The organism is Leifsonia sp. Root112D2 (genome assembly GCF_001424905.1).
In the GTDB taxonomy this organism is placed as follows: Bacteria; Actinomycetota; Actinomycetes; order Actinomycetales; family Microbacteriaceae; genus Root112D2.
Window position 1 is genome coordinate 2,786,278 of the sequence record NZ_LMCU01000001.1, and the last position, 20,080, is coordinate 2,806,357.

The 20,080-nt window shown below is 65.9% G+C and carries 16 protein-coding genes and 1 tRNA gene; 14 read left to right on the forward strand and 3 right to left on the reverse strand.

The window, feature by feature from the left end; translation table 11 throughout:
- From hisF to pyk, 12 genes are all read left to right on the forward strand, one after another.
- Window positions 1–765, forward strand: a complete 765-nt coding sequence (hisF, locus tag ASC63_RS13035) for an imidazole glycerol phosphate synthase subunit HisF (RefSeq protein WP_055814099.1) — start codon at window positions 1–3, stop codon at window positions 763–765.
- On the forward strand, window positions 762–1,151 hold the full coding sequence (hisI, locus tag ASC63_RS13040; RefSeq protein WP_055814102.1) for a phosphoribosyl-AMP cyclohydrolase: 390 nt from the start codon (window positions 762–764) through the stop codon (window positions 1,149–1,151). Before hisF ends, hisI begins: the two co-directional genes overlap by 4 nt.
- A complete protein-coding gene (locus ASC63_RS13045) occupies window positions 1,148–2,695 on the forward strand; it encodes an anthranilate synthase component I (RefSeq protein ID WP_055814105.1) in 1,548 nt (515 codons plus the stop codon). The genes hisI and ASC63_RS13045 overlap by 4 nt, the downstream gene beginning before the upstream one ends.
- The gene (locus ASC63_RS13050) at window positions 2,695–3,393 is read left to right on the forward strand and encodes a Trp biosynthesis-associated membrane protein (RefSeq protein WP_055814108.1); all 699 of its coding nucleotides are present in this window, start codon (window positions 2,695–2,697) and stop codon (window positions 3,391–3,393) included. Before ASC63_RS13045 ends, ASC63_RS13050 begins: the two co-directional genes overlap by 1 nt.
- A gap of 74 nt (window positions 3,394–3,467) precedes the next feature.
- Window positions 3,468–3,701, forward strand: coding sequence for a DUF6704 family protein (locus ASC63_RS13055; protein WP_055814111.1), 234 nt, complete (start codon window positions 3,468–3,470; stop codon window positions 3,699–3,701).
- Window positions 3,702–3,706: 5 nt separating this feature from the next.
- Window positions 3,707–4,477, forward strand: a complete 771-nt coding sequence (gene trpC / locus ASC63_RS13060) for an indole-3-glycerol phosphate synthase TrpC (protein WP_055814114.1) — start codon at window positions 3,707–3,709, stop codon at window positions 4,475–4,477.
- Window positions 4,477–5,688, forward strand: a complete 1,212-nt coding sequence (gene trpB / locus ASC63_RS13065; RefSeq protein ID WP_055814117.1) for a tryptophan synthase subunit beta — start codon at window positions 4,477–4,479, stop codon at window positions 5,686–5,688. The genes trpC and trpB overlap by 1 nt, the downstream gene beginning before the upstream one ends.
- A gap of 17 nt (window positions 5,689–5,705) precedes the next feature.
- Complete coding sequence (gene trpA, locus ASC63_RS13070; RefSeq protein ID WP_055815533.1) at window positions 5,706–6,512, forward strand: tryptophan synthase subunit alpha; 807 nt, start codon at window positions 5,706–5,708, stop codon at window positions 6,510–6,512.
- A gap of 71 nt (window positions 6,513–6,583) precedes the next feature.
- On the forward strand, window positions 6,584–7,585 hold the full coding sequence (lgt, locus tag ASC63_RS13075; RefSeq protein WP_235492243.1) for a prolipoprotein diacylglyceryl transferase: 1,002 nt from the start codon (window positions 6,584–6,586) through the stop codon (window positions 7,583–7,585).
- A gap of 138 nt (window positions 7,586–7,723) precedes the next feature.
- Window positions 7,724–12,301, forward strand: coding sequence for a glutamate synthase large subunit (gltB, locus tag ASC63_RS13080; protein ID WP_055814120.1), 4,578 nt, complete (start codon window positions 7,724–7,726; stop codon window positions 12,299–12,301).
- Window positions 12,294–13,751, forward strand: coding sequence for a glutamate synthase subunit beta (locus ASC63_RS13085; RefSeq protein ID WP_055814123.1), 1,458 nt, complete (start codon window positions 12,294–12,296; stop codon window positions 13,749–13,751). Before gltB ends, ASC63_RS13085 begins: the two co-directional genes overlap by 8 nt.
- A 107-nt stretch (window positions 13,752–13,858) precedes the next feature.
- A complete protein-coding gene (gene pyk, locus ASC63_RS13090; RefSeq protein ID WP_055814126.1) occupies window positions 13,859–15,304 on the forward strand; it encodes a pyruvate kinase in 1,446 nt (481 codons plus the stop codon).
- A 24-nt stretch (window positions 15,305–15,328) separates the two neighbouring features.
- Here the strand turns inward: pyk and ASC63_RS13095 are convergent, their stop codons facing one another.
- Window positions 15,329–16,096, reverse strand: a complete 768-nt coding sequence (locus ASC63_RS13095) for an SGNH/GDSL hydrolase family protein (RefSeq protein WP_055814129.1) — start codon at window positions 16,094–16,096, stop codon at window positions 15,329–15,331.
- 46 nt (window positions 16,097–16,142) lie between these two features.
- Window positions 16,143–16,225 (reverse strand) — tRNA-Leu (locus ASC63_RS13100).
- A 39-nt stretch (window positions 16,226–16,264) separates the two neighbouring features.
- Between ASC63_RS13100 and ASC63_RS13105 the strand changes: the two genes are divergently transcribed.
- Complete coding sequence (locus tag ASC63_RS13105) at window positions 16,265–16,873, forward strand: ANTAR domain-containing response regulator (RefSeq protein WP_055814133.1); 609 nt, start codon at window positions 16,265–16,267, stop codon at window positions 16,871–16,873.
- 17 nt (window positions 16,874–16,890) lie between these two features.
- Here ASC63_RS13105 and ASC63_RS13110 read toward each other — a convergent pair whose 3' ends face one another.
- On the reverse strand, window positions 16,891–17,307 hold the full coding sequence (locus ASC63_RS13110) for a hotdog fold thioesterase (RefSeq protein ID WP_055814135.1): 417 nt from the start codon (window positions 17,305–17,307) through the stop codon (window positions 16,891–16,893).
- A gap of 74 nt (window positions 17,308–17,381) precedes the next feature.
- On the opposite strand from ASC63_RS13110, the gene polA reads away from it, so the two are divergent.
- On the forward strand, window positions 17,382–20,066 hold the full coding sequence (gene polA / locus ASC63_RS13115) for a DNA polymerase I (RefSeq protein WP_055814138.1): 2,685 nt from the start codon (window positions 17,382–17,384) through the stop codon (window positions 20,064–20,066).
- Window positions 20,067–20,080 lie beyond the last annotated feature (14 nt).

Here is a 20,080-nt window from a genome sequence, read left to right on the forward strand (position 1 = left end):
ATGTCCCTCGCGGTGCGGGTCATTCCCTGCCTCGACGTGGCAGACGGACGCGTCGTCAAGGGGGTCAACTTCCAGAACCTGCGCGACGCGGGCGATCCCGTTGAACTCGCCCGGCGCTACTACGAGCAGGGCGCGGATGAACTGACCTTTCTCGACGTCACGGCGACCGTCGACAACCGCAACACGACCTACGACGTGGTGCGGGCGACGGCCGAACAGGTCTTCATACCACTGACCGTCGGCGGGGGAGTGCGCAGTACGGAGGACGTCTCCCGCCTGCTGGCGAGCGGAGCGGACAAGATCGGCGTGAACAGCGCCGCGATTGCGCGCCCCGCCCTCATCGGCGAGATAGCCGACCGCTTCGGTGCCCAGGTGCTGGTGCTGTCGCTGGACGTGAAGCGGGCGCCGGGTACGGCATCCGGTTTCGTGGTGACGACCCACGGCGGTCGCACCGAGACGACGCTCGATGCGCTCGAATGGGCCGAGCAGGCCATAGCGCTCGGCGCGGGTGAGTTGCTCGTGAACTCGATTGACGCCGACGGCACCAAGGCCGGGTTCGACACCGAGTTGATAGCGCTCATGCGCGGTATCAGCTCTGTTCCCGTGATCGCCTCCGGGGGCGCGGGAGCCGTCGAGCACTTCGCGCCGGCCATCGTGGCCGGAGCCGATGCTGTGCTTGCTGCCAGCGTCTTCCACTCGGGACAGATCACCATCGGCGAGGTCAAGTCTTCCCTCGCCGCAGCAGGACTGGAGGTGCGCTCATGACCGACGACCGCGCGGTGGAAGGCCTTGACCGTATTACCTTCAACGACGCGGGCCTGGTGCCGGCGATCATTCAGCAGTGGGACAGCCATGAGGTGCTCATGATGGGCTGGATGGATGCCGAGGCGTTTCGGCGCACCATGACCGAGGGCCGTGTGACGTTCTGGTCGCGCTCCCGCCGCGAATATTGGCGCAAGGGCGACACCTCCGGCCACGCACAGTATGTGCGCGGCGCGGCGCTCGACTGCGACGGCGATACCCTGTTGGTTCAGGTGGAGCAGATCGGCGCCGCCTGCCACACCGGCGCGCACGCCTGCTTCGACGTCGATCCTTTGAACCCCACCATTCTGAACCCCACCGTTTCTGGCCCCCTGGAGCCGCAGCAATGACTACCGCAACCGGTACGACCACCTCGAGCGATTTCGCGGCCTTGCTCGCCGAGCACCGCGTGATCCCGGTGACCCGCGAACTCTTCGCAGACGGCGAGAGCCCGGTCGGCATCTATCGCAAGCTCGCGGCGGGCCGACCCGGCACCTTTCTTCTGGAGTCCGCAGAGCAGGGTGGCATCTGGTCACGCTTTTCCTTCGTGGGTGTTTCCTCCTTCGGTGTTCTCACGCAGCACGGCGACGAGATCTGCTGGCTCGACTACGGCGTCTCGGCCGAGCGCGCCCTCGGTGCGGATGCCACGGGGCTGGCCCCGCTCGATGCTCTCGCGCACCTTTACGCGCGCTGGCAGACACCGCGCATCGACGGGCATCCGCCGCTCACCGGGGGCCTCGTCGGCTTCATCGGCTGGGAGGCCATTCGGCAGATCGAACGGCTGCCCAACCAGCCACCAGCCGACTACGACGTGCCCGGGCAGGCCTTCTGCTTCGCGGCCGACCTCGTCGTGCTCGACCACAAGTTCGGCACGGTGCAACTCATCTCCAACGTTCTGAACGACGGTGAGGAGAGCGCCGAGGAGTTGTGGAGCGGGGCACAACAGCGACTGGATGCGATGCAGGCCGCCCTAGCGAAGCCGTCCGAGGCGTGGCTTGCCGAGGTGGACCTCTCCACGCCGTCGAACGCGGTCTCACGTACCAAGCGGCAGGATTTTCTCGACGCCGTTGTCACCGCAAAACAACGCATCCACGACGGCGACATCTTTCAGGTCGTCATCTCGCAGCGCTTCGAGGAGCCGCTCACGGCGCATCCGATCGACGTCTACCGGGTGCTGCGCAGCCTGAACCCCAGCCCCTACATGTACCTGCTCAATCTGCACCGGCCGGACACGAACGGCACTGGCGGCGGTGAATACACCATCGTCGGCTCGTCACCCGAGGCCCTCGTCAAGGTGGCCAACCGCCGTACCTTCATGCACCCGATCGCCGGTTCCAAGCCCCGCGGCGCCACCCCCGACGAGGACATCGAACTCGGCGAGAGCCTGCGCGCCGACGAGAAGGAGCGCGCCGAGCACCTCATGCTGGTGGATCTTGCCCGAAACGACCTGCTCAAGGTGTGCGAGGCGGGCAGCGTCGAGGTCACCGAATTCATGCGGGTCGAACGCTTCAGCCATATCATGCACCTGGTTTCCTCGGTCGAGGGCAACATGCTGCCGGATGCCACCGCCATCGACGTCTTTCGGGCCACGTTCCCCGCCGGCACGCTTTCGGGCGCGCCCAAACCGCGGGCGCTCGAAATCATCGACGAGCTGGAAACCAGCCAACGCGGCGTTTACGGGGGAGTCGTGGGCTACTTCGGCTTCGCCGGAGACGCCGATCTGGCCATAGCCATTCGTACGGCGACGCTCATGGACGGGGTCGCGCGGGTGCAGGCCGGTGGCGGACTCGTCGCGGACTCGAACCCCGTGAGCGAGTTCGAGGAATCGCAGAACAAGGCCGCGGCGCCGCTCCGCGCGGTAGCCGTGGCGAACGCCATGAGGCGCGTTTCCTGATGCGGGAGCAGAATTCAGCGACCGATGCCGAGCCACCAGCCGAGATGCCGCGTCCGAATCGGCGCGCCAAGTACACGGCGATGCTGGCCACGGTTCTCAGCAGCGGCCTCGTGCTGCTGGCCGCGACACAGAACTGGTACGCACTGCACCTGAACGCGACGGCGAACCATGACGGGGCAGTGAGCGTGCAGGGATCGCTCGCCGCGCCCGCCCTGACGGCGCTGGCTCTGGCCGGCCTCGCGCTGACGGCGGCCCTGGCCATCGGCGGTCGCATCGCCCGGCTCGTGCTCGGCGTGCTCGGGGTTGTCATCGGCGCCTGCATCCTGTTCTCCGCTTTTGCCGCCATCGGGGATCCGGCACATGCCGGTGCCACGGCCGTGACAACTGCAACCGGCGTGGCCGGGGACGCCTCGGTGACGCATCTCGTGGATCGGGTGGACGCATCCGTCTGGCCGTGGGTCGCCGTTGCCGGCGGAATCCTGCTGCTCGCGGCAAGTGTCGTCGTGCTTGTCACCTCGCCACGCTGGCCGGGACCGTCGAGAAAGTATCAGGCCACCCGCCTGGAGCCGACGAACAGCCGCGATTCAGCCATCGACAGCTGGGACGAGCTCAGCCACGGTGAAGATCCGACGGTCGAAGATCCGAGCACTGCCGCCCCGACCGCTGAAGGCCCAGACGCCGAAGATCCCACCCGCTGAGCCCGCTGCGCCTCGGCTCGTTCTCTCTTCGCTAGACTGGCATGGCCCCTCATCGCACGAACAACAGGAGTCTCATGAGCACGGAATCGGTTGAGCCCGGTCACGGACACTCACCCGCAGCCTGGACGGCTGTCATCATCATGCTGGTCGCCGTGCTGATCGGCACCGTCGCGTTCTGCCTCGAGACTGTCGCGTGGCTCGTGTGGGTTTCTGTCGTGATCTTCCTTCTCGGCCTCGTGGTCGGCTGGGTGATGAAGAGAATCGGCTATGGCGTCGGCGGTTCCAAGTACACGCCGAAGGGTCACTGACCCACGTGCTCACCGACCTCATCGCGGGGGCCGTTGCCGACGCCGGGGAACGCGAATCCCGCCGCTCGCTCGCCGCTGTCGAATCGGCCGCGATCGAACGCGAATCCGCGCTCGACGCGCTGAACCTGCTGCAGCCGACCGAACGAGTCAGAATCATCGCCGAGGTCAAGCGCTCCAGCCCGTCACGGGGCGTTCTCGCCGAGATCTCTGACCCCGCCGCCCTCGCCGTCTCGTACCAGACGGGCGGAGCGAGCGCCATCAGCGTGCTCACCGAGCAGCGCAAATTCAATGGATCGCTCGCCGACCTCGAGGCCGTGCGCGAGGCCGTAAGCCTGCCCGTCCTGCGCAAAGATTTCATCGCCACGCCGTACCAGGTGTTCGAGGCTCGTGCCGCGGGCGCCGACATTGTGCTGCTCATCGTGGCGGGGCTCGACCAGCCCACCCTGGCCTCGCTCTTCGAGTTGAGCACCTCGCTCGGCATGACGACACTCGTCGAGACGCATTCGGCGGATGAGATCACGCGCGCACTCGACATCGGCGCCAATCTGATCGGCGTCAATGCCCGCAACCTCTCCACATTCGAGCTCGACCGCGATCTGTTCGGCCGGCTCGCGGATCAACTTCCCGCCGGTGTCGTGCGCGTCGCGGAATCCGCAGTGAAGTCCGCCGACGATGTCGCCCACTACCGCGCGAGCGGTGCGGATGTCGTGCTCGTCGGCGAGGCGCTCGTCACGAGCGACCCCATTGCCACCCTCGAAGAATTCCTGGCGGTCTGATGTCCCTCCGTTCTGAAACCGGTCCCTATTTCGGGGATTTCGGCGGACGTTTCGTTCCCGAATCCCTCATCGCAGCCCTCGATGAGCTGTCCGAGGCCTGGGAGCTGGCGAAGGCCGATCCCGCGTTCCACGAGGAGCTCGACTTCCTGAACCGCACGTACACCGGGCGTCCCTCCCTCATCACGGAGGTTCCACGCTTCGCTGAGCATGCCGGGGGAGCGCGCGTCATCCTCAAGCGCGAAGACCTCAACCACACCGGTTCACACAAGATCAACAACGTGCTCGGCCAGGCGATTCTCACCAAGCGCATCGGCAAGACCCGCGTGATTGCCGAGACCGGCGCCGGCCAGCACGGCGTCGCCACGGCGACCGCTGCCGCGCTGTTCGGCCTCGATTGCGTCATCTACATGGGTGAAGTCGACACCGAACGCCAGGCCCTCAATGTGGCCCGCATGCGGCTGCTCGGAGCCGAGGTCGTCTCCGTGAAGACCGGATCTCGCACTCTCAAAGACGCCATCAACGACGCCATGCGCGACTGGGTCACGAACGTCGAGAACACCAACTACATCTTCGGCACCGTCGCCGGGCCACACCCGTTCCCGGCCATGGTGCGCGACCTGCAGAAGATCATCGGCGAAGAGGCACGCGCACAGGTGCTCGAACTCACCGGCGCGTTGCCGACTGCGGTGGCAGCCTGTGTGGGCGGTGGATCGAACGCGATAGGAATCTTCCACGCCTTCCTCGACGACCCCTCGGTCGCCCTGTACGGCTTCGAGGCGGGCGGTGAAGGCGTCGAGACCAGCCGTCACGCGGCGACCATCACCAAGGGCCGCGCCGGCGTGCTGCACGGCGCCCGCAGCCTGCTGCTGCAGGACGACGACGGCCAGACCATCGAGTCGCACTCCATCTCCGCGGGCCTCGATTACCCGGGCGTCGGCCCTGAACACGCGTGGCTTGCCGAGATCGGCAGGGCCACGTATCGACCCGTCACCGACGCCGAGGCCATGGATGCGCTGCGCCTGCTCAGCCGCACGGAGGGCATCATTCCCGCCATCGAGTCCTCGCACGCCCTGGCCGGCGCGATGCAGCTGGGTCGTGAGCTCGGTCCGGATGCCACGATCCTGGTCAATCTCAGCGGTCGCGGTGACAAGGACATGGAGACCGCAGGGCGCTACTTCGACCTGCTCGATGCCGACGCGGTGCAGTCGTGAGCGGCAACGCTGCGGGAGTGAGCAGCTCCGTCGCATCCGCCATCACCGCGAGAGCGGATGCAGGCAGCGGGGCGCTTATCGGCTATCTGCCTGCTGGGTTCCCCGATCTCTCGACGAGCATCGAGGCCGCGGTGGCGCTGGCGAACAACGGCGTCGACGTGATAGAACTCGGCCTGCCGTATTCCGATCCCGTCATGGACGGCGCGGTCATCCAGGCTGCGACGCAGCAGTCCCTGGCCGGCGGCTTTCGCCTGCGCGACGGCTTCACGGCCGTGCGTGAGATCACGAGCCAGGTCGAGATTCCCGTGCTGCTTATGACGTACTGGAACCCCGTGCTGCAGTACGGGGTCGACCGCTTCGCCGACGATCTTCTCGCTGCCGGCGGCGCGGGTCTCATCACTCCCGACCTCATCCCTGACGAGGGGGCGGCCTGGCTGCAGGCCTCCGAACGCACCGGCCTCGACCGCGTGTTCCTGGCGGCTCCGTCGTCGACAGACGCACGGCTGCGCCAGGCGGTCGAGAAGAGCCGTGGTTTCGTCTACGCGGTCTCCACCATGGGCATCACGGGGGCGCGCACCGATGTCGATTCCGCGGCACGCGCGCTCGTGACACGGCTGCGCGCCGTCGGAGCAACGAGCGCCTGTGTCGGACTCGGCATCTCCAGTGCGGCCCAGGTCGCGGAGGTGCTCGAATACGCCGACGGTGCCATCGTGGGTTCCGCGCTCGTGAAGGCACTCGCCGACGGAGGCGTGGCACGGCTCGCCGAGGTGGCCGCGGCGCTGGCAGAGGGCACCCGTGCTCAAGGAACGCACACCGCGAATTAGACTATGGTGGCCGAGGCGCATGTGAGCGCCGATGGTCCCTCAGAACCCCCGCAAGAAAGGTGAGTCATCGGGTGATTGCGCCGTTGAGTCTGCTGCACCAGAGCATCCCGAGTCCTGACCCGTCCTGGCAGTCCATTCCCATCAAGTTCTGGTTCGTCGACTGGCACATCCAGACCTACGCCCTGTGCATCCTGGCCGGCATCATCATCGCCGCCATCTGGACCTCTCGTCGGCTCACCAAGCGTGGTGCCGAGCCGGGAGTCGTGCTCGACATCATTCTGTGGGCGGTGCCCATCGGCATCATCGGTGCCCGCTTTTATCACGTATTCACTCACCCCACCGACTACTTCTACCAGGGGGCCGACCTCTGGAAGGTCTTCTTCATCTGGGAGGGCGGCAACGCCATCTTCGGTTCGCTGCTCGGCGGCGCCGTCGGCGCGTACATCGGCTGCCGGCTCTCCGGCATCCGGTTCTGGTCATTTGCGGATGCGCTGGCTCCCGGAATGCTGCTGGCCCAGGCCACGGGGCGCCTCGGCAACTACTTCAATCACGAGCTCTTCGGCCTGCCGACGAACCTGCCGTGGGGCCTGCAGATCGAACAGAGCAACGCCGCCTTCCCGGCCGGGCTGCCCGCGGGAACGCTGTTCCAGCCGCTGTTCCTCTACGAGATCATCTGGAACATTATCGGTGTGATTGTGATCATCGCCATCGAGCGCAAGCTGCGGTTGCGCTGGGGCAAATCGTTCGGCCTCTACCTCATCTGGTACGGGCTCGGTCGCTCCTATCTCGAGTCGATTCGCATCGATCCGAGCGAATACAACTTTCTCGGCATCCAGAGCAACGTGTGGGCAGCTTTCGCCGCGGTTGTCATAGGCATCGTCATCATCATCGTGCAGACACGTCGGCACCCCGGCCAGGAGATCAGCCCCTACCGACCGGGTCGTGAATGGAGACGGCCCGATGCTGAGGTAGACTTCGACGACACCGATTCGGATGATGAGGATCACGGCGATGACGCCGGCCGGACCACCGAACCGGGTGAAGCCAGGGCCACAAGCCTTCTCGGCTCCTGATTCCGAAGCTGACCATTCCAGCACCGGGAACCCCACCGCAGTAACCGTCTCTCGCTTCCCAAGCGGGAGTTTCTCCCTCCCTATTTCATGGGCCGAAGGCGTCCCACCTCGGTAATACCTTCGTGAGGACGGTAGACCATGGCGCTTACCCCCGCATTTTCCCGCTTCGGCTCGATTCCCGCGCGCCAGGGCCTCTATGACCCTGCCGCCGAGAAGGATGCCTGTGGCCTGGCCATGGTTGCCACGCTGCGCGGCACCGCCGGCCACGACATCATCGACACGGCGCTGAACGCGCTGCGCAACCTGGAGCACCGCGGTGCGGTCGGCTCCGACGCCGGCACCGGTGACGGTGCGGGCATCATCACCCAGATTCCGGATGCGTTCCTGCGCGCCGTCAGCGGATTCGAACTTCCCAGCGCCGGCCGGTACGCGGTGGGCAACGCCTACCTGCCCGCGGAGGCGGGCGAGCGCGCGCGCGTCAAGGCCGCCATCGAGGCCATAGCCGCTGAGGAAGACCTCGAGGTCATCGGCTGGCGTGACGTTCCCGTGCGGCCCGATGAGATCGGGACCCTCGCCAGGGCCGCGATGCCCGCCATCGAGCAACTCTTCGTGAAGAGCACGCGGCTGGGGGAATCCGGCTCGCCCGTGCGCGGCATCCTGCTCGACCGCCAGACATTCCGGCTGCGCAAACGCGCCGAACGCGAGTTCGAGGTGTATTTCACCTCGCTGTCCTGCCGCACCATGGTCTACAAGGGCATGGTCACGACGCTGCAGCTCGAACCGTTCTATCCCGACCTCTCCGACGAGCGCTTCGCCTCGAAGCTCGCCCTCGTGCACTCGCGCTACTCGACGAACACTTTTCCGTCGTGGCCGCTTGCCCAGCCGTTCCGCATGATCGCCCACAACGGCGAAATCAACACCGTGCAGGGCAACCGCAACTGGATGCGTGCCCGCCAGTCCCAGCTCGAGAGCGAGTTGCTGGGGGATCTGGCACCGATCCTGCCCATCGTCACGCCGGGCGCCAGCGACTCGGCATCCTTCGACGAGGTTGTGGAGTTGCTCACTCTTTCGGGCCGTTCGCTGCCACACGCGATCATGATGATGGTTCCGGAGGCGTGGGAGAACCAGACGGAGATCGAGCAGAGCCGCAAGGACTTCTACGAGTACCACTCGATGCTCATGGAGCCGTGGGACGGCCCCGCGGCCATCGTCTTCACCGACGGCGCGCTCGTGGGCGCCACTCTCGACCGCAACGGGCTGCGCCCCGGTCGCTTCCTGGTGACCGATGACGGCCTCGTCGTACTCGCGAGCGAGATCGGCGTCATCGACGTCGACCCCAGCCGCGTGGTGCGCAAGGGCCGCCTGCGCCCCGGCAAGATGTTCCTCGTCGACACCGTCGCAGGGCGGCTCATCGAAGACGAGGAGGTCAAGTCAGAGCTCGCGGCCGAACAGCCCTGGGGAGAGTGGCTCGAGGAAGGCCGCATCAATCTGAAGGATCTGCCCGAGCGGGAGCACATCGTGCACACCCGGGCATCCGTCACCCGCCGTCAGCGCACCTTCGGCTATACCGAGGAGGAGCTGCGCATCCTGCTGATGCCCATGGCCCAGACCGGCGCGGAGCCTCTTGGTGCCATGGGCACTGACACGCCCATCGCGGTCCTCTCCGAGCGGCCGCGGCTGCTCTTCGACTACTTCACCCAGCAGTTCGCCCAGGTCACGAATCCGCCGCTCGACTCCATTCGCGAGTCCGTGGTCACCTCACTCGCGCTCGGCGTTGGCCCCGAGCGCAACCTGCTCTCCGCCGGTCCCGAGCATGCCCGCCAGGTCGTGCTCGACTTCCCGGTGATCGACAACGACGAACTCGCGAAGATCCAGCACATCGACCCGCGGTTCGACAGCGCCCGCACCACGACGGTCAAGGGCATCTACCGCTTCGACGCCGGGCCCGACGCCATGCAGAACCGCATCGAAGAAATGTGCCAGGAGGTCGATTCAGCCATCGAGGCCGGCGCCGAGTTCATCGTGCTGAGCGACCGCGACTCCAACAAAGACCTCGCACCCGTGCCATCGCTGCTCATGCTCGCCGCGGTGCATCACCATCTCATTCGCACCGAGAACCGCATGAAGGTCGGCATCATCGTCGAGGCCGGCGATGTGCGCGAGGTGCACCATGTCGCGCTCCTCATCGGCTACGGCGCCTCGGCGGTGAACCCCTATCTCGCCATGGAGACCTGCGAAGAGCTCGTGCGCAGCGGCATGATCACCACGGTTAGTGCCGAGGCCGCGGTCAAGAATGTGATCAAGGCCCTCGGCAAGGGCGTGCTCAAGATCATGTCCAAGATGGGCATCTCCACGGTTTCGTCGTATGCCGCCGCACAGACGTTCGAGGCGGTCGGGCTCAGCGAGCAGTTCCTGGAGCGATATTTCACGGGCACCACAAGCAAGCTCGGTGGTGTCGGCATCGAGACGATAGCCGCCGAGAACCTCGACCGGCATACGAGCGCGTATCCGGAAGACGACGCTGTGCTCGCCCACGAACGCCTTGCCACAGGCGGCGAATACGACTGGCGTCGCGACGGATCCCCGCACCTCTTCAACCCGGAGACGGTCTTCAAGCTGCAGCATTCCACGCGCACCCGCCGCTACGACATCTTCCGTGACTACACGCGGGCCGTCGACGACCAGGCCGAGGCGCTCAAGACGCTGCGGGGCATGTTCCGTCTGAAGACGGGCCAGCGACCGGCGGTCCCCCTCGACGAAGTCGAGTCGGTGGCATCCATTGTCAAGCGATTCTCCACCGGCGCGATGAGCTACGGCTCCATCTCCGAGGAGGCTCACACGACCCTCGCCATCGCCATGAACAGCATCGGCGCGAAGTCGAACACGGGCGAGGGCGGCGAAGACCTGGACCGCCTGCTCGACCCCGAGCGACGCAGCGCCATCAAGCAGGTGGCATCCGGTCGTTTCGGCGTTACGAGCATGTACCTGACCCACGCGGACGACCTGCAGATCAAGCTGGCGCAGGGAGCGAAGCCGGGGGAGGGCGGCCAGCTACCACCCGGCAAGGTGTACCCGTGGATCGCGCGCACCCGGCACGCCACGGCGGGCGTCGGGCTGATCTCGCCGCCGCCGCACCACGACATCTACTCGATCGAAGACCTCAAGCAGCTCATCTATGACCTGAAACGCGCGAACCCGAACGCCCGCGTGCACGTCAAGCTCGTCAGCGAGAGTGGCATCGGGGCTGTGGCCGCGGGTGTCGCGAAGGCTCTTGCCGACGTGATTCTCGTCTCCGGTCACGACGGCGGCACGGGCGCAAGCCCACTGAACTCGCTCAAGCACGCGGGAACCCCGTGGGAGCTCGGGCTCGCCGAGACACAGCAGACACTGATGCTCAACGGCATGCGCGACCGCGTGGTCGTGCAGGTCGACGGCCAGCTCAAGACCGGCCGCGACGTCATCATCGGCGCATTGCTCGGTGCCGAGGAGTTCGGTTTCGCCACGGCACCGCTCGTGGTCTCCGGCTGCATCATGATGCGCAAGTGTCACCTGAACACCTGCCCGGTCGGCGTGGCCACGCAAGACCCGGTGCTGCGGGCCCGATTCACGGGCAAGCCGGAGTTTGTGGTGAACTTCTTCGAGTTCATTGCCCAGGAGGTGCGCGAGTACCTGGCAGAGCTCGGTTTCAGGAGCCTCGACGAGGTGATTGGCCACCGCGAGCTGATCGACGTCAACGAAGCGATAGGAAACTGGAAGACGTCGGGGCTCGACCTGGCACCGATCCTCGTCGGCCCTGAATTCGAAGCGGATGCCCCGCTCAAGAACACGCGCGGCCAGGATCACGAACTCGACAAGCACTTCGACAACCAGCTCATCGCCGCAAGCGCCGATGTGCTGGAGAACGGCGGCCACATCGAGTTGAGCCTGCCGATCCGCAACACGGAGCGTGCGGTCGGCACCATGCTCGGTCACGAGGTGACGGTGCGCCATGGGTTCAACGGGCTGCCGACCGGATCAATCGAGGTCACGCTCAGCGGCTCGGCGGGCCAGTCCCTCGGCGCTTTCCTTCCTAGCGGCATCACCCTGCGCCTGGAGGGTGACACCAACGACTATGTCGGCAAGGGGCTCTCCGGCGGCCAGATCGTCATTCGACCCGACCGTGGCAGCCTCTTCGCCGCGGAGCGCAACGTGATTGCCGGCAACGTGATCGGCTACGGAGCGACCCAGGGCAGCATGTTCATTCGCGGCATAGTGGGTGAGCGATTCCTGGTGCGCAACTCCGGTGCGACGGCCGTCGTCGAGGGTGTGGGAGACCACGCGCTCGAGTACATGACGGGTGGGCTCGCGCTGATCCTCGGTGCAACGGGGCGCAACCTCGGCGCGGGCATGTCCGGCGGCACCGCCTATGTATACAAGCTGCGCACGGAGCGGGTGAACCCGGACTCGCTGGCATCCGGCGAGCTTGAGTTGCTGCCGCTCGGCAGCGCCGACGTCGAGATTGTGCGCGATCTGCTGCAGCAGCACAGGCAGCAGACCGATTCCGCCCTCGCGGCGAAAATGCTCGAGAACTTCAACGAGGCCGTTGGCGACTTCGTCAAGGTGTACCCGCGCGACTACGCAGCGGTGCTGGCAACCAGGCAGACGGCCGTCGATGAGGGGCTCGACCCCGACGGCGACGTGGTCTGGGAGAGAATCATGGAGGTGACCGGTGGCTGACCCCAAAGGCTTTTTGAAGACCACGGAGCGCGAACTGCCCAAGCGGCGTCCGGTCTCGGTACGCCTCATGGACTGGAAAGAGGTGTACGAGCCCGGTGACCCGACCGAGTTGCAGCGCCAGGCCGGTCGCTGTATGGACTGTGGTGTGCCGTTCTGTCATCAGGGCTGCCCGCTGGGCAACCTCATTCCCGAGTGGAACGACCTCATGTGGCGCGGTGAGGGCCGACTGGCCTCCGACCGCCTGCTGGAGACGAACAACTTTCCCGAGTTCACCGGCCGCCTCTGCCCGGCGCCGTGTGAGACCTCGTGCGTGCTGGGCATCAACCAGCCCGCCGTGACCATCAAGCAGGTCGAGGTGTCGATCATCGACCAGGCGTGGCAGAACGGATGGGTGCAGCCGCACCCGCCGGAGCGCCTCACCGGCAAGACGATAGCCGTCGTCGGTTCCGGCCCCGCAGGGCTCGCCGCCGCCCAGCAGCTCACCCGCGCCGGCCACACCGTCGCGGTGTACGAGCGCGACGACCGCATCGGCGGCCTGCTGCGCTACGGCATTCCCGACTTCAAGATGGAAAAGAAGAACATCGAGCTGCGCCTGAACCAGATGATGGCCGAAGGCACCCGCTTCCGTGCCGGCGTCAACATCGGTGTCGACATCAGCTGGGACGAGCTGCGCACGCGCTACGACGCTGTTGTGGTTGCTACCGGCGCCATGGTGCCCCGCGACCTGCCCATTCCCGGCCGTGAGCTCTCCGGTGTGCATTTCGCCATGGAATACCTCGTTCAGCAGAACAAGGTCGGCGCCGGCACGGTCGTCGAGAACCAGATCACCGCACAGGGAAAGCATGTGGTCGTTCTCGGTGGCGGCGACACGGGCGCGGACTGCATCGGCACGGCACACCGCCAGGGGGCGGCATCCGTCACCAATCTGGCCATCGGCGTGCAACCGCCGAGCGAGCGTCCTGCCCACCAGCCGTGGCCCATGACGCCGACGCTCTTCGAGGTGCAGAGCGCCCACGAAGAGGGCGGCCACCGTGCCTACCTGGCCTCCACCGTCGAGTTCCTGCGCAACGAGTACGGCGAGGTGCGGGCCATCCGCGTCGCCGAGACCGAGTTCCTCGACGGGCGCCGCGTTCCCAAGGCCGGCACGGAGAAGGAGATTCCTGCCGACCTGGTGCTGCTGGCACTCGGATTCACCGGTCCCGAGCAGGCCGAGATCAGTGCGCAGCTTGGACTGGACTTCGACGAGCGCGGAAACATGCAGCGCGCATCCGACTACCAGAGCAGCACCCCGGGCGTCTTCGTCGCCGGCGATGCAGGGCGCGGCCAGTCGCTCATCGTTTGGGCGATAGCGGAGGGCCGGGCTGCGGCCAGCGCCTGCGACAGGTATCTTGAAGGGACGACCCAGTTGCCGTTCCCGGTCAGGCCGACCGATAGAGGCATCACCCTCTAAGCCCTAGTCCTTAACCCCCATGAAGCCCGCGGGCGCGACACGCGCCCGCGTTCTTCAGCCCCGACACCCACGCGTCATCCGGCGCAGAATCACGGAGTACATCAAGCATGAGACGAGCAAAAATCGTCGCAACACTGGGCCCGGCAACATCGAGCTACGAGAACATTCGTGCCATCATCGATGCCGGTGTCGACGTGGCCCGCATGAACCTGAGCCACGGCAGCTACGACGTTCATGAGAGCGTCTATGCCAATGTGCGCAAGGCAGCGGATGATGCCGGTCGTGCCGTCGCCGTGATGGTCGATCTGCAGGGTCCCAAGATTCGCCTCGGCAAGTTCGAGGGCGGCCCGTACGACCTCGCCGTCGGCGATACGTTCACCATCACCATCGATGACATCCTGGGCACCAAGGAGCTCTCGTCGACGACGTTCAAGGGGCTGCCCCAGGACGTCAAGGCCGGCGACTTTCTGCTGATCGACGACGGCAAGGTGAAGGTGCGCGTTGTGAAGTCCGACGAGCGCACGGTGACCACCGAGGTCGTCGTGGCCGGCGCCGTCTCGAACAACAAGGGCATCAATCTGCCCGGCGTTGCGGTGAACGTGCCCGCTCTCTCTGAGAAAGACGAGGCCGATCTGCGCTGGGGCCTCAAGCTCGGCGCCGACCTCATCGCCCTCTCCTTCGTGCGCAACGCCAGCGACATCACGCGCGTGCACGAGATCATGGCCGAAGAGGGCCGAAAGATTCCTGTCATCGCCAAAATCGAAAAGCCGCAGGCCGTCGACGCGCTCGAGGAGATCATCGACGCCTTCGATTCCATCATGGTCGCCCGCGGCGACCTCGGCGTCGAGTTGCCGCTCGAGGCCGTGCCGATCGTGCAGAAGCGTGCCGTCGAACTGGCCCGCCGCATGGCCAAGCCCGTCATCGTGGCAACGCAGATGCTCGAGTCCATGATTTCCAGCCCGGTTCCGACCCGCGCCGAGACCTCGGATGTCGCGAACGCCGTTCTCGACGGCGCGGATGCCGTCATGCTCTCCGGCGAGACAAGCGTCGGCGAATACCCGGTGATCACGGTGCAGACCATGGCCCGCATCGTCGAATCCACCGAGGAGCACGGTTTGGAGCGGGTCGCACCGCTCGGCACGAAGCCGCGCACGCAGGGTGGCGCGCTCACGCTGGCCGCCGCCGAGGTTGCCGAATTCGTCGACGCGAAGTTCCTCTGCGTGTTCACGCAGTCCGGGGACTCCGCACGCCGCATGGCGCGGCTGCGCTCGAACATTCCGATGCTGGCCTTCACGCCTGAGCCCGCCATCCGCCGCCGCCTCGCACTCACGTGGGGCATCCAGAGCCACCTCGTGGAGATGGTGACGCACACCGACCAGATGTTTGTGCAGGTCGACGACATCCTTCTGGGCAACGGCACGGCCAAGGTCGGCGACAAGGTTGTGGTCATCTCCGGTTCGCCCCCCGGAATCTCTGGCTCGACCAACGACGTGCGCGTGCACGTCGTCGGCGACGCCCACAACGGAGCGGCCCCGGCGTACGCCACCAAGTAGCCGCGTCGCCGACAGGCTCGGGCTTCAGGCCTGGCTGAGATCCACGGGCTCCAGGGTGGCGATCTTCGCCACCCTGCCGTCGCCGGACGAGCGTCCTGTCAGACGACGTCCGATCCACGGCAGCACGAAGCTGCGGTAGTAGGCGGCAGTGTTGCGTGCCCGTTCCCCGGGCGGCGCAGCGGCCACCTCCTCAACGCCCCATGCGCTCGGCACGGCTACGCCGAGCGCGGTAAGAACGTTGCTCGCGACGCGTGCGTGGCCAAGCGCATTCAGGTGCAGCTTGTCGGCCGACCAGTATCGGATGTCCTCGAGCCCGGCATCCGCCCAGTTGTCGACGAAGGTGACGTTCTGGCGCGGGTAATGTGCCCGCACGGCGCGCGCGAGCCGCTCGCCACGCGTGCGTACGACACCGCCGAAGGGCAGGTGCTGTGACGGATTCGCTCCGCTCAAGAGCAGCACATGGATGCCTGCGGCCAGCGCCGCCGTGACCGCGTCATCGAGTTGCCTCGCGACCGCCTCGATCGACACCCGCGGACGCATGATGTCATTGCCGCCGCCGTTGACGCTCAGCAGCTCGGGGCGCAGCTCGATCCCGGGCTGCAGTTGCTCGGCGATGAGCGGGCCGAGCTTGCGCCCGCGAATGGCCAGATTGGCGTAGCGAACCGGCTCGGTCGTTGCCGCAGCCAGCCCGAGCGCCACGAAGTCCGCCCAGCCGCGCGCCCGGCCATCCGCACGCTCGTCGCCAACACCCTCGGTGAAACTGTCGCCGATGGCAACGTAGCTGTGAAACATGGTCTTTACGCTACTCGCGCCGTTCCGGAGACCCGAAGATGTCTTGTGCCGGTGGTGGGACTCGAACCCACACGCCCTTTCGAGCAAAGCATTTTGAGTGCTCCGCGTCTGCCATTCCGCCACACCGGCGCACAACAACGACCCTCAGAATACCGTAGGCTTTCACTCGTGAGTGACCAGGACATTGCCCCAACCGCACCCCGCCGCGTCGTCGTTGCGGAGGATGAATCGCTGATTCGTCTCGACATCGTGGAGATTCTTCGCGATAACGGCTTTGAAGTCGTGGGGGAGGCCGGTGACGGCGAGACGGCCGTGGCCCTCGCAACCGAGTTGCGGCCCGACCTGGTGATCATGGACGTGAAGATGCCGCAGCTTGACGGCATCTCCGCCGCCGAGCGGCTGTCGAAGGCGCACATCGCTCCCGTGGTGCTGCTGACCGCGTTCAGCCAGAAAGAGCTCGTGGAGCGGGCCACCGAGGCCGGCGCTCTGGCCTATGTGGTCAAGCCGTTCACGCCGAACGACCTGCTGCCTGCCATCGAGATCGCCCTTGCGCGCTACGCGCAGATCATTGCCCTCGAGGCCGAGGTCACCGATATGGTGGAGCGCTTCGAGACCCGCAAGCTCGTCGACCGGGCCAAGGGCCTGCTCAACGAGAAGATGGGACTCACCGAGCCGGAGGCCTTCCGCTGGATTCAGAAGGCATCCATGGACCGTCGCCTCACCATGCACGATGTCGCCCAGGCGATCATCGAGCAGTTGTCAGCGCCGAAGAAGTAGTTACTGCGAAGGCGTAGCTACCGGGCGTCTTTGATCAGGTTCGTGATGCGCACCGTGGAGCAGCGGCGCCCCTGATCGTCTGAGATCACGATTTCGTGTGTCGTCAGGGTACGTCCCAGATGAATGGGTGTGCACACCCCCGTCACGAAACCGGATGTCGCGGAGCGGCTGTGCGAGGCGCTGATCTCGATGCCGAGGGCGAACCTGTCCATGCCAGCGTGCAGATTCGCGGCCATCGAACCGAGAGACTCCCCGAGAACGACGTAGGCCCCGCCGTGCAGCAGATTGCGCGGCTGGGTGTTTCCTTCGACCGGCATCGTGGCGACCGCACGTTCGATAGTGAACTCGGTGAACTCAATGCCCATCTTGTCGGCCAGGGCGCCGACTCCACGTGCCTGAACCCAGGCAAGGGCATCCGTAATGAGTTCGGTCATGGTCACCTTCGTACGATTGGCGGGCTCAGGAATTATGCAAGCAGAGTGTCTGACGGCACTTGTAGGCTGGCCGTGTGCCGCACTCAGAAAAGCCTACCCTCCTGATCATCGACGGTCATTCGCTCGCGTTCCGGGCGTTCTACGCTTTGCCGGTGGACAGTTTCATGAACCGCGAGGGGCAGCACACCAATGCCATTCACGGATTCATCGCCATGTTCATCAACCTGCTCAAGCAGGAGAAACCCACCCACATCGCCGTGGCCTTCGATATCTCGCGGTATTCCTTCCGCACCCGCGAATATCCCGAGTACAAGGGCACCCGCGGTGAGACGCCGCCGGAGTTCGTTGGGCAGATTCCGCTGCTCGAAGAGGCGCTGCACGCCATGAATATCGTCACGGTCACGAAGGAAGACTTCGAGGCCGACGACATTCTCGCCACGCTTGCCCGGCAGGGCGACGAGGCCGGATACCGGGTGCTCGTCGTTTCCGGCGACCGCGACGCGATCCAGCTTGTCAACGAGAATGTGACCCTGCTGTATCCGAACGCCCGCGGCGTTTCTGAACTGAAACGCTACGACATCGAGGCGGTGCACGAGCGTTACGGCATCCAGCCACATCAATACCCCGAGATCGCCGCCCTCGTCGGCGAGACCAGCGACAACCTCATCGGCATCGACAAGGTCGGCGAGAAGACCGCCGTCAAGTGGATCACGCAGTACGGCAGCCTCGACGAGGTGCTGGCGCACGCCGACGAAATCAAGGGCGTCGTGGGGGAGAAGCTGCGGGAGCAGAAGGAGAACGCGATTCGCAATCGCCGCCTCAACCGGCTCGTGAACGATGTCGAGCTGCCCGTCGGGCCCGCCGACCTCGAGCGTCGCCCCATGAACGAGCAGGCGATTCGGGAGATCTTCGACAAGCTGCAGTTCAAGACGCTGCTGGAGCGCGTGCTCACGATTGCGGCGGCTGAGGGCGGCATCGACGAGGCAGCCCCGTCCGATGCGGCACTGGCCACGGAAGATGACCTCACGCCGCGCGCCCCGGCCGTGCGCACCCTGATCGACGAAGAGCTCGCCAACTGGCTGAAGAAGGCCACGAGCGACGGGTCTCCGGCCATCGCCGTGCAGATCGAGCACGGCCAGGCTGGCATCACCGGCTTCGGCCTCGCCACCGAAGACGATTCGGTATACGTGCCGTGGGCGGCCGAACGTCCGGACTACACGGCCCTGGAGGCCTGGCTCGCCAGCGATGCGCCGAAGCAGTTGTACTACGCCAAACCTCAGCTGAAGGCGCTCTCGCGCGCCGGCATCGCCTTCGACGGACTCGCTTTCGACACGCGGCTCGCGGCCTGGCTGATCAAGCCCGGCGGGCATCCGCTCTCGCTTGCCGACCAGGTATACGAGGTTCTGGGAGAGAACCTGCCGCAGTCCGACCCCAACCAGTTGGTGCCTGCGGACGACGCCATCGGTGTGGCCACCGAGGCCTGGTATGTTCTGCGCATCGCCGAGAGCCAGGCGTTGGCGATAGACGCCGGTTCCAGGCGCGTGCTCGACACCATCGAGCTGCCGCTGGTCTCGGTGCTGGCGCGCATGGAACTTGACGGCGTCGCCATCGATCGACCGGTGCTCACCGGGTTGCGCGAAGAGCTCACGACTCGGGCGGATGATTACGCAACGCGCGCGTACGCCGAGATCGGGCGCGAGGTGAACCTCGGCTCGCCCAAGCAGCTGCAGCAGGTGCTGTTCGACGAACTCGGCATGCCCAAGACCCGTTCCACCAAGACCGGGTACTCCACGGATGCCGCGTCGCTGACAGATCTGCAGGAGAAGAGCCCGCATCCGTTCCTGGGTCTGCTGCTGCAGCACCGCGATGTCACCAAGCTCAAGCAGATCATCGAGACGCTCGAGCGCGGCGTCGAGCAGAACGGGCGCATCCACACCACGTATGACCAGACCGGCACGAGCACGGGCCGCATCTCGTCGAACGATCCCAACCTGCAGAACATCCCGGTGCGCACCGAGGAGGGCCGTCGCATTCGCTCGGCCTTCATCAGTGCCCCCGAATACGACACTCTGCTGACGGCCGACTACTCGCAGATCGAGATGCGCATCATGGCGCATCTCTCGGGCGACGCCGGGCTCATCGAGGCGTTCAACGCGGGGGAGGACCTGCACCGCTTCGTGGGTTCGCGCATCTTCGGCGTCGACCCGGCCGAGGTTACCTCTGCCATGCGTTCCAAGGTCAAGGCGATGTCGTATGGGCTCGCGTACGGACTCAGCGCTTTTGGGCTCTCGAAGCAGCTGCGCATCGAATCGTCCGAGGCGAAGCAGCTGATGACAGACTATTTCGCCCGCTTCGGGGCGGTGCGCGATTATCTGCGCAACGTTGTCGAACAGGCCCGCGTCGATGGCTACACCGAGACCATCTTCGGCCGCAGGCGGCCCTTCGGCGATCTCACGAGTTCGAACCGGGTGCTGCGCGACAATGCCGAGCGCGCGGCGCTCAATGCGCCGATCCAGGGATCGGCCGCCGACATCCTGAAGATCGCCATGCTCGGCATCGCCCGCGACCTCCGCGAGCAGAAGCTCGAATCACGCATGCTGCTGCAGGTGCACGACGAGCTCATCTTCGAGGTCGCGACGGGAGAGTGGGACGCGCTTAGCGGCATCGTCACGAACCGCATGTCCACGGCCGCCGAGCTCAGCGTTCCACTCGACGTGCAGCTGGGTCGCGGGCCCAACTGGGACGCCGCCGCGCACTAGCCCCCGGTCCTGCC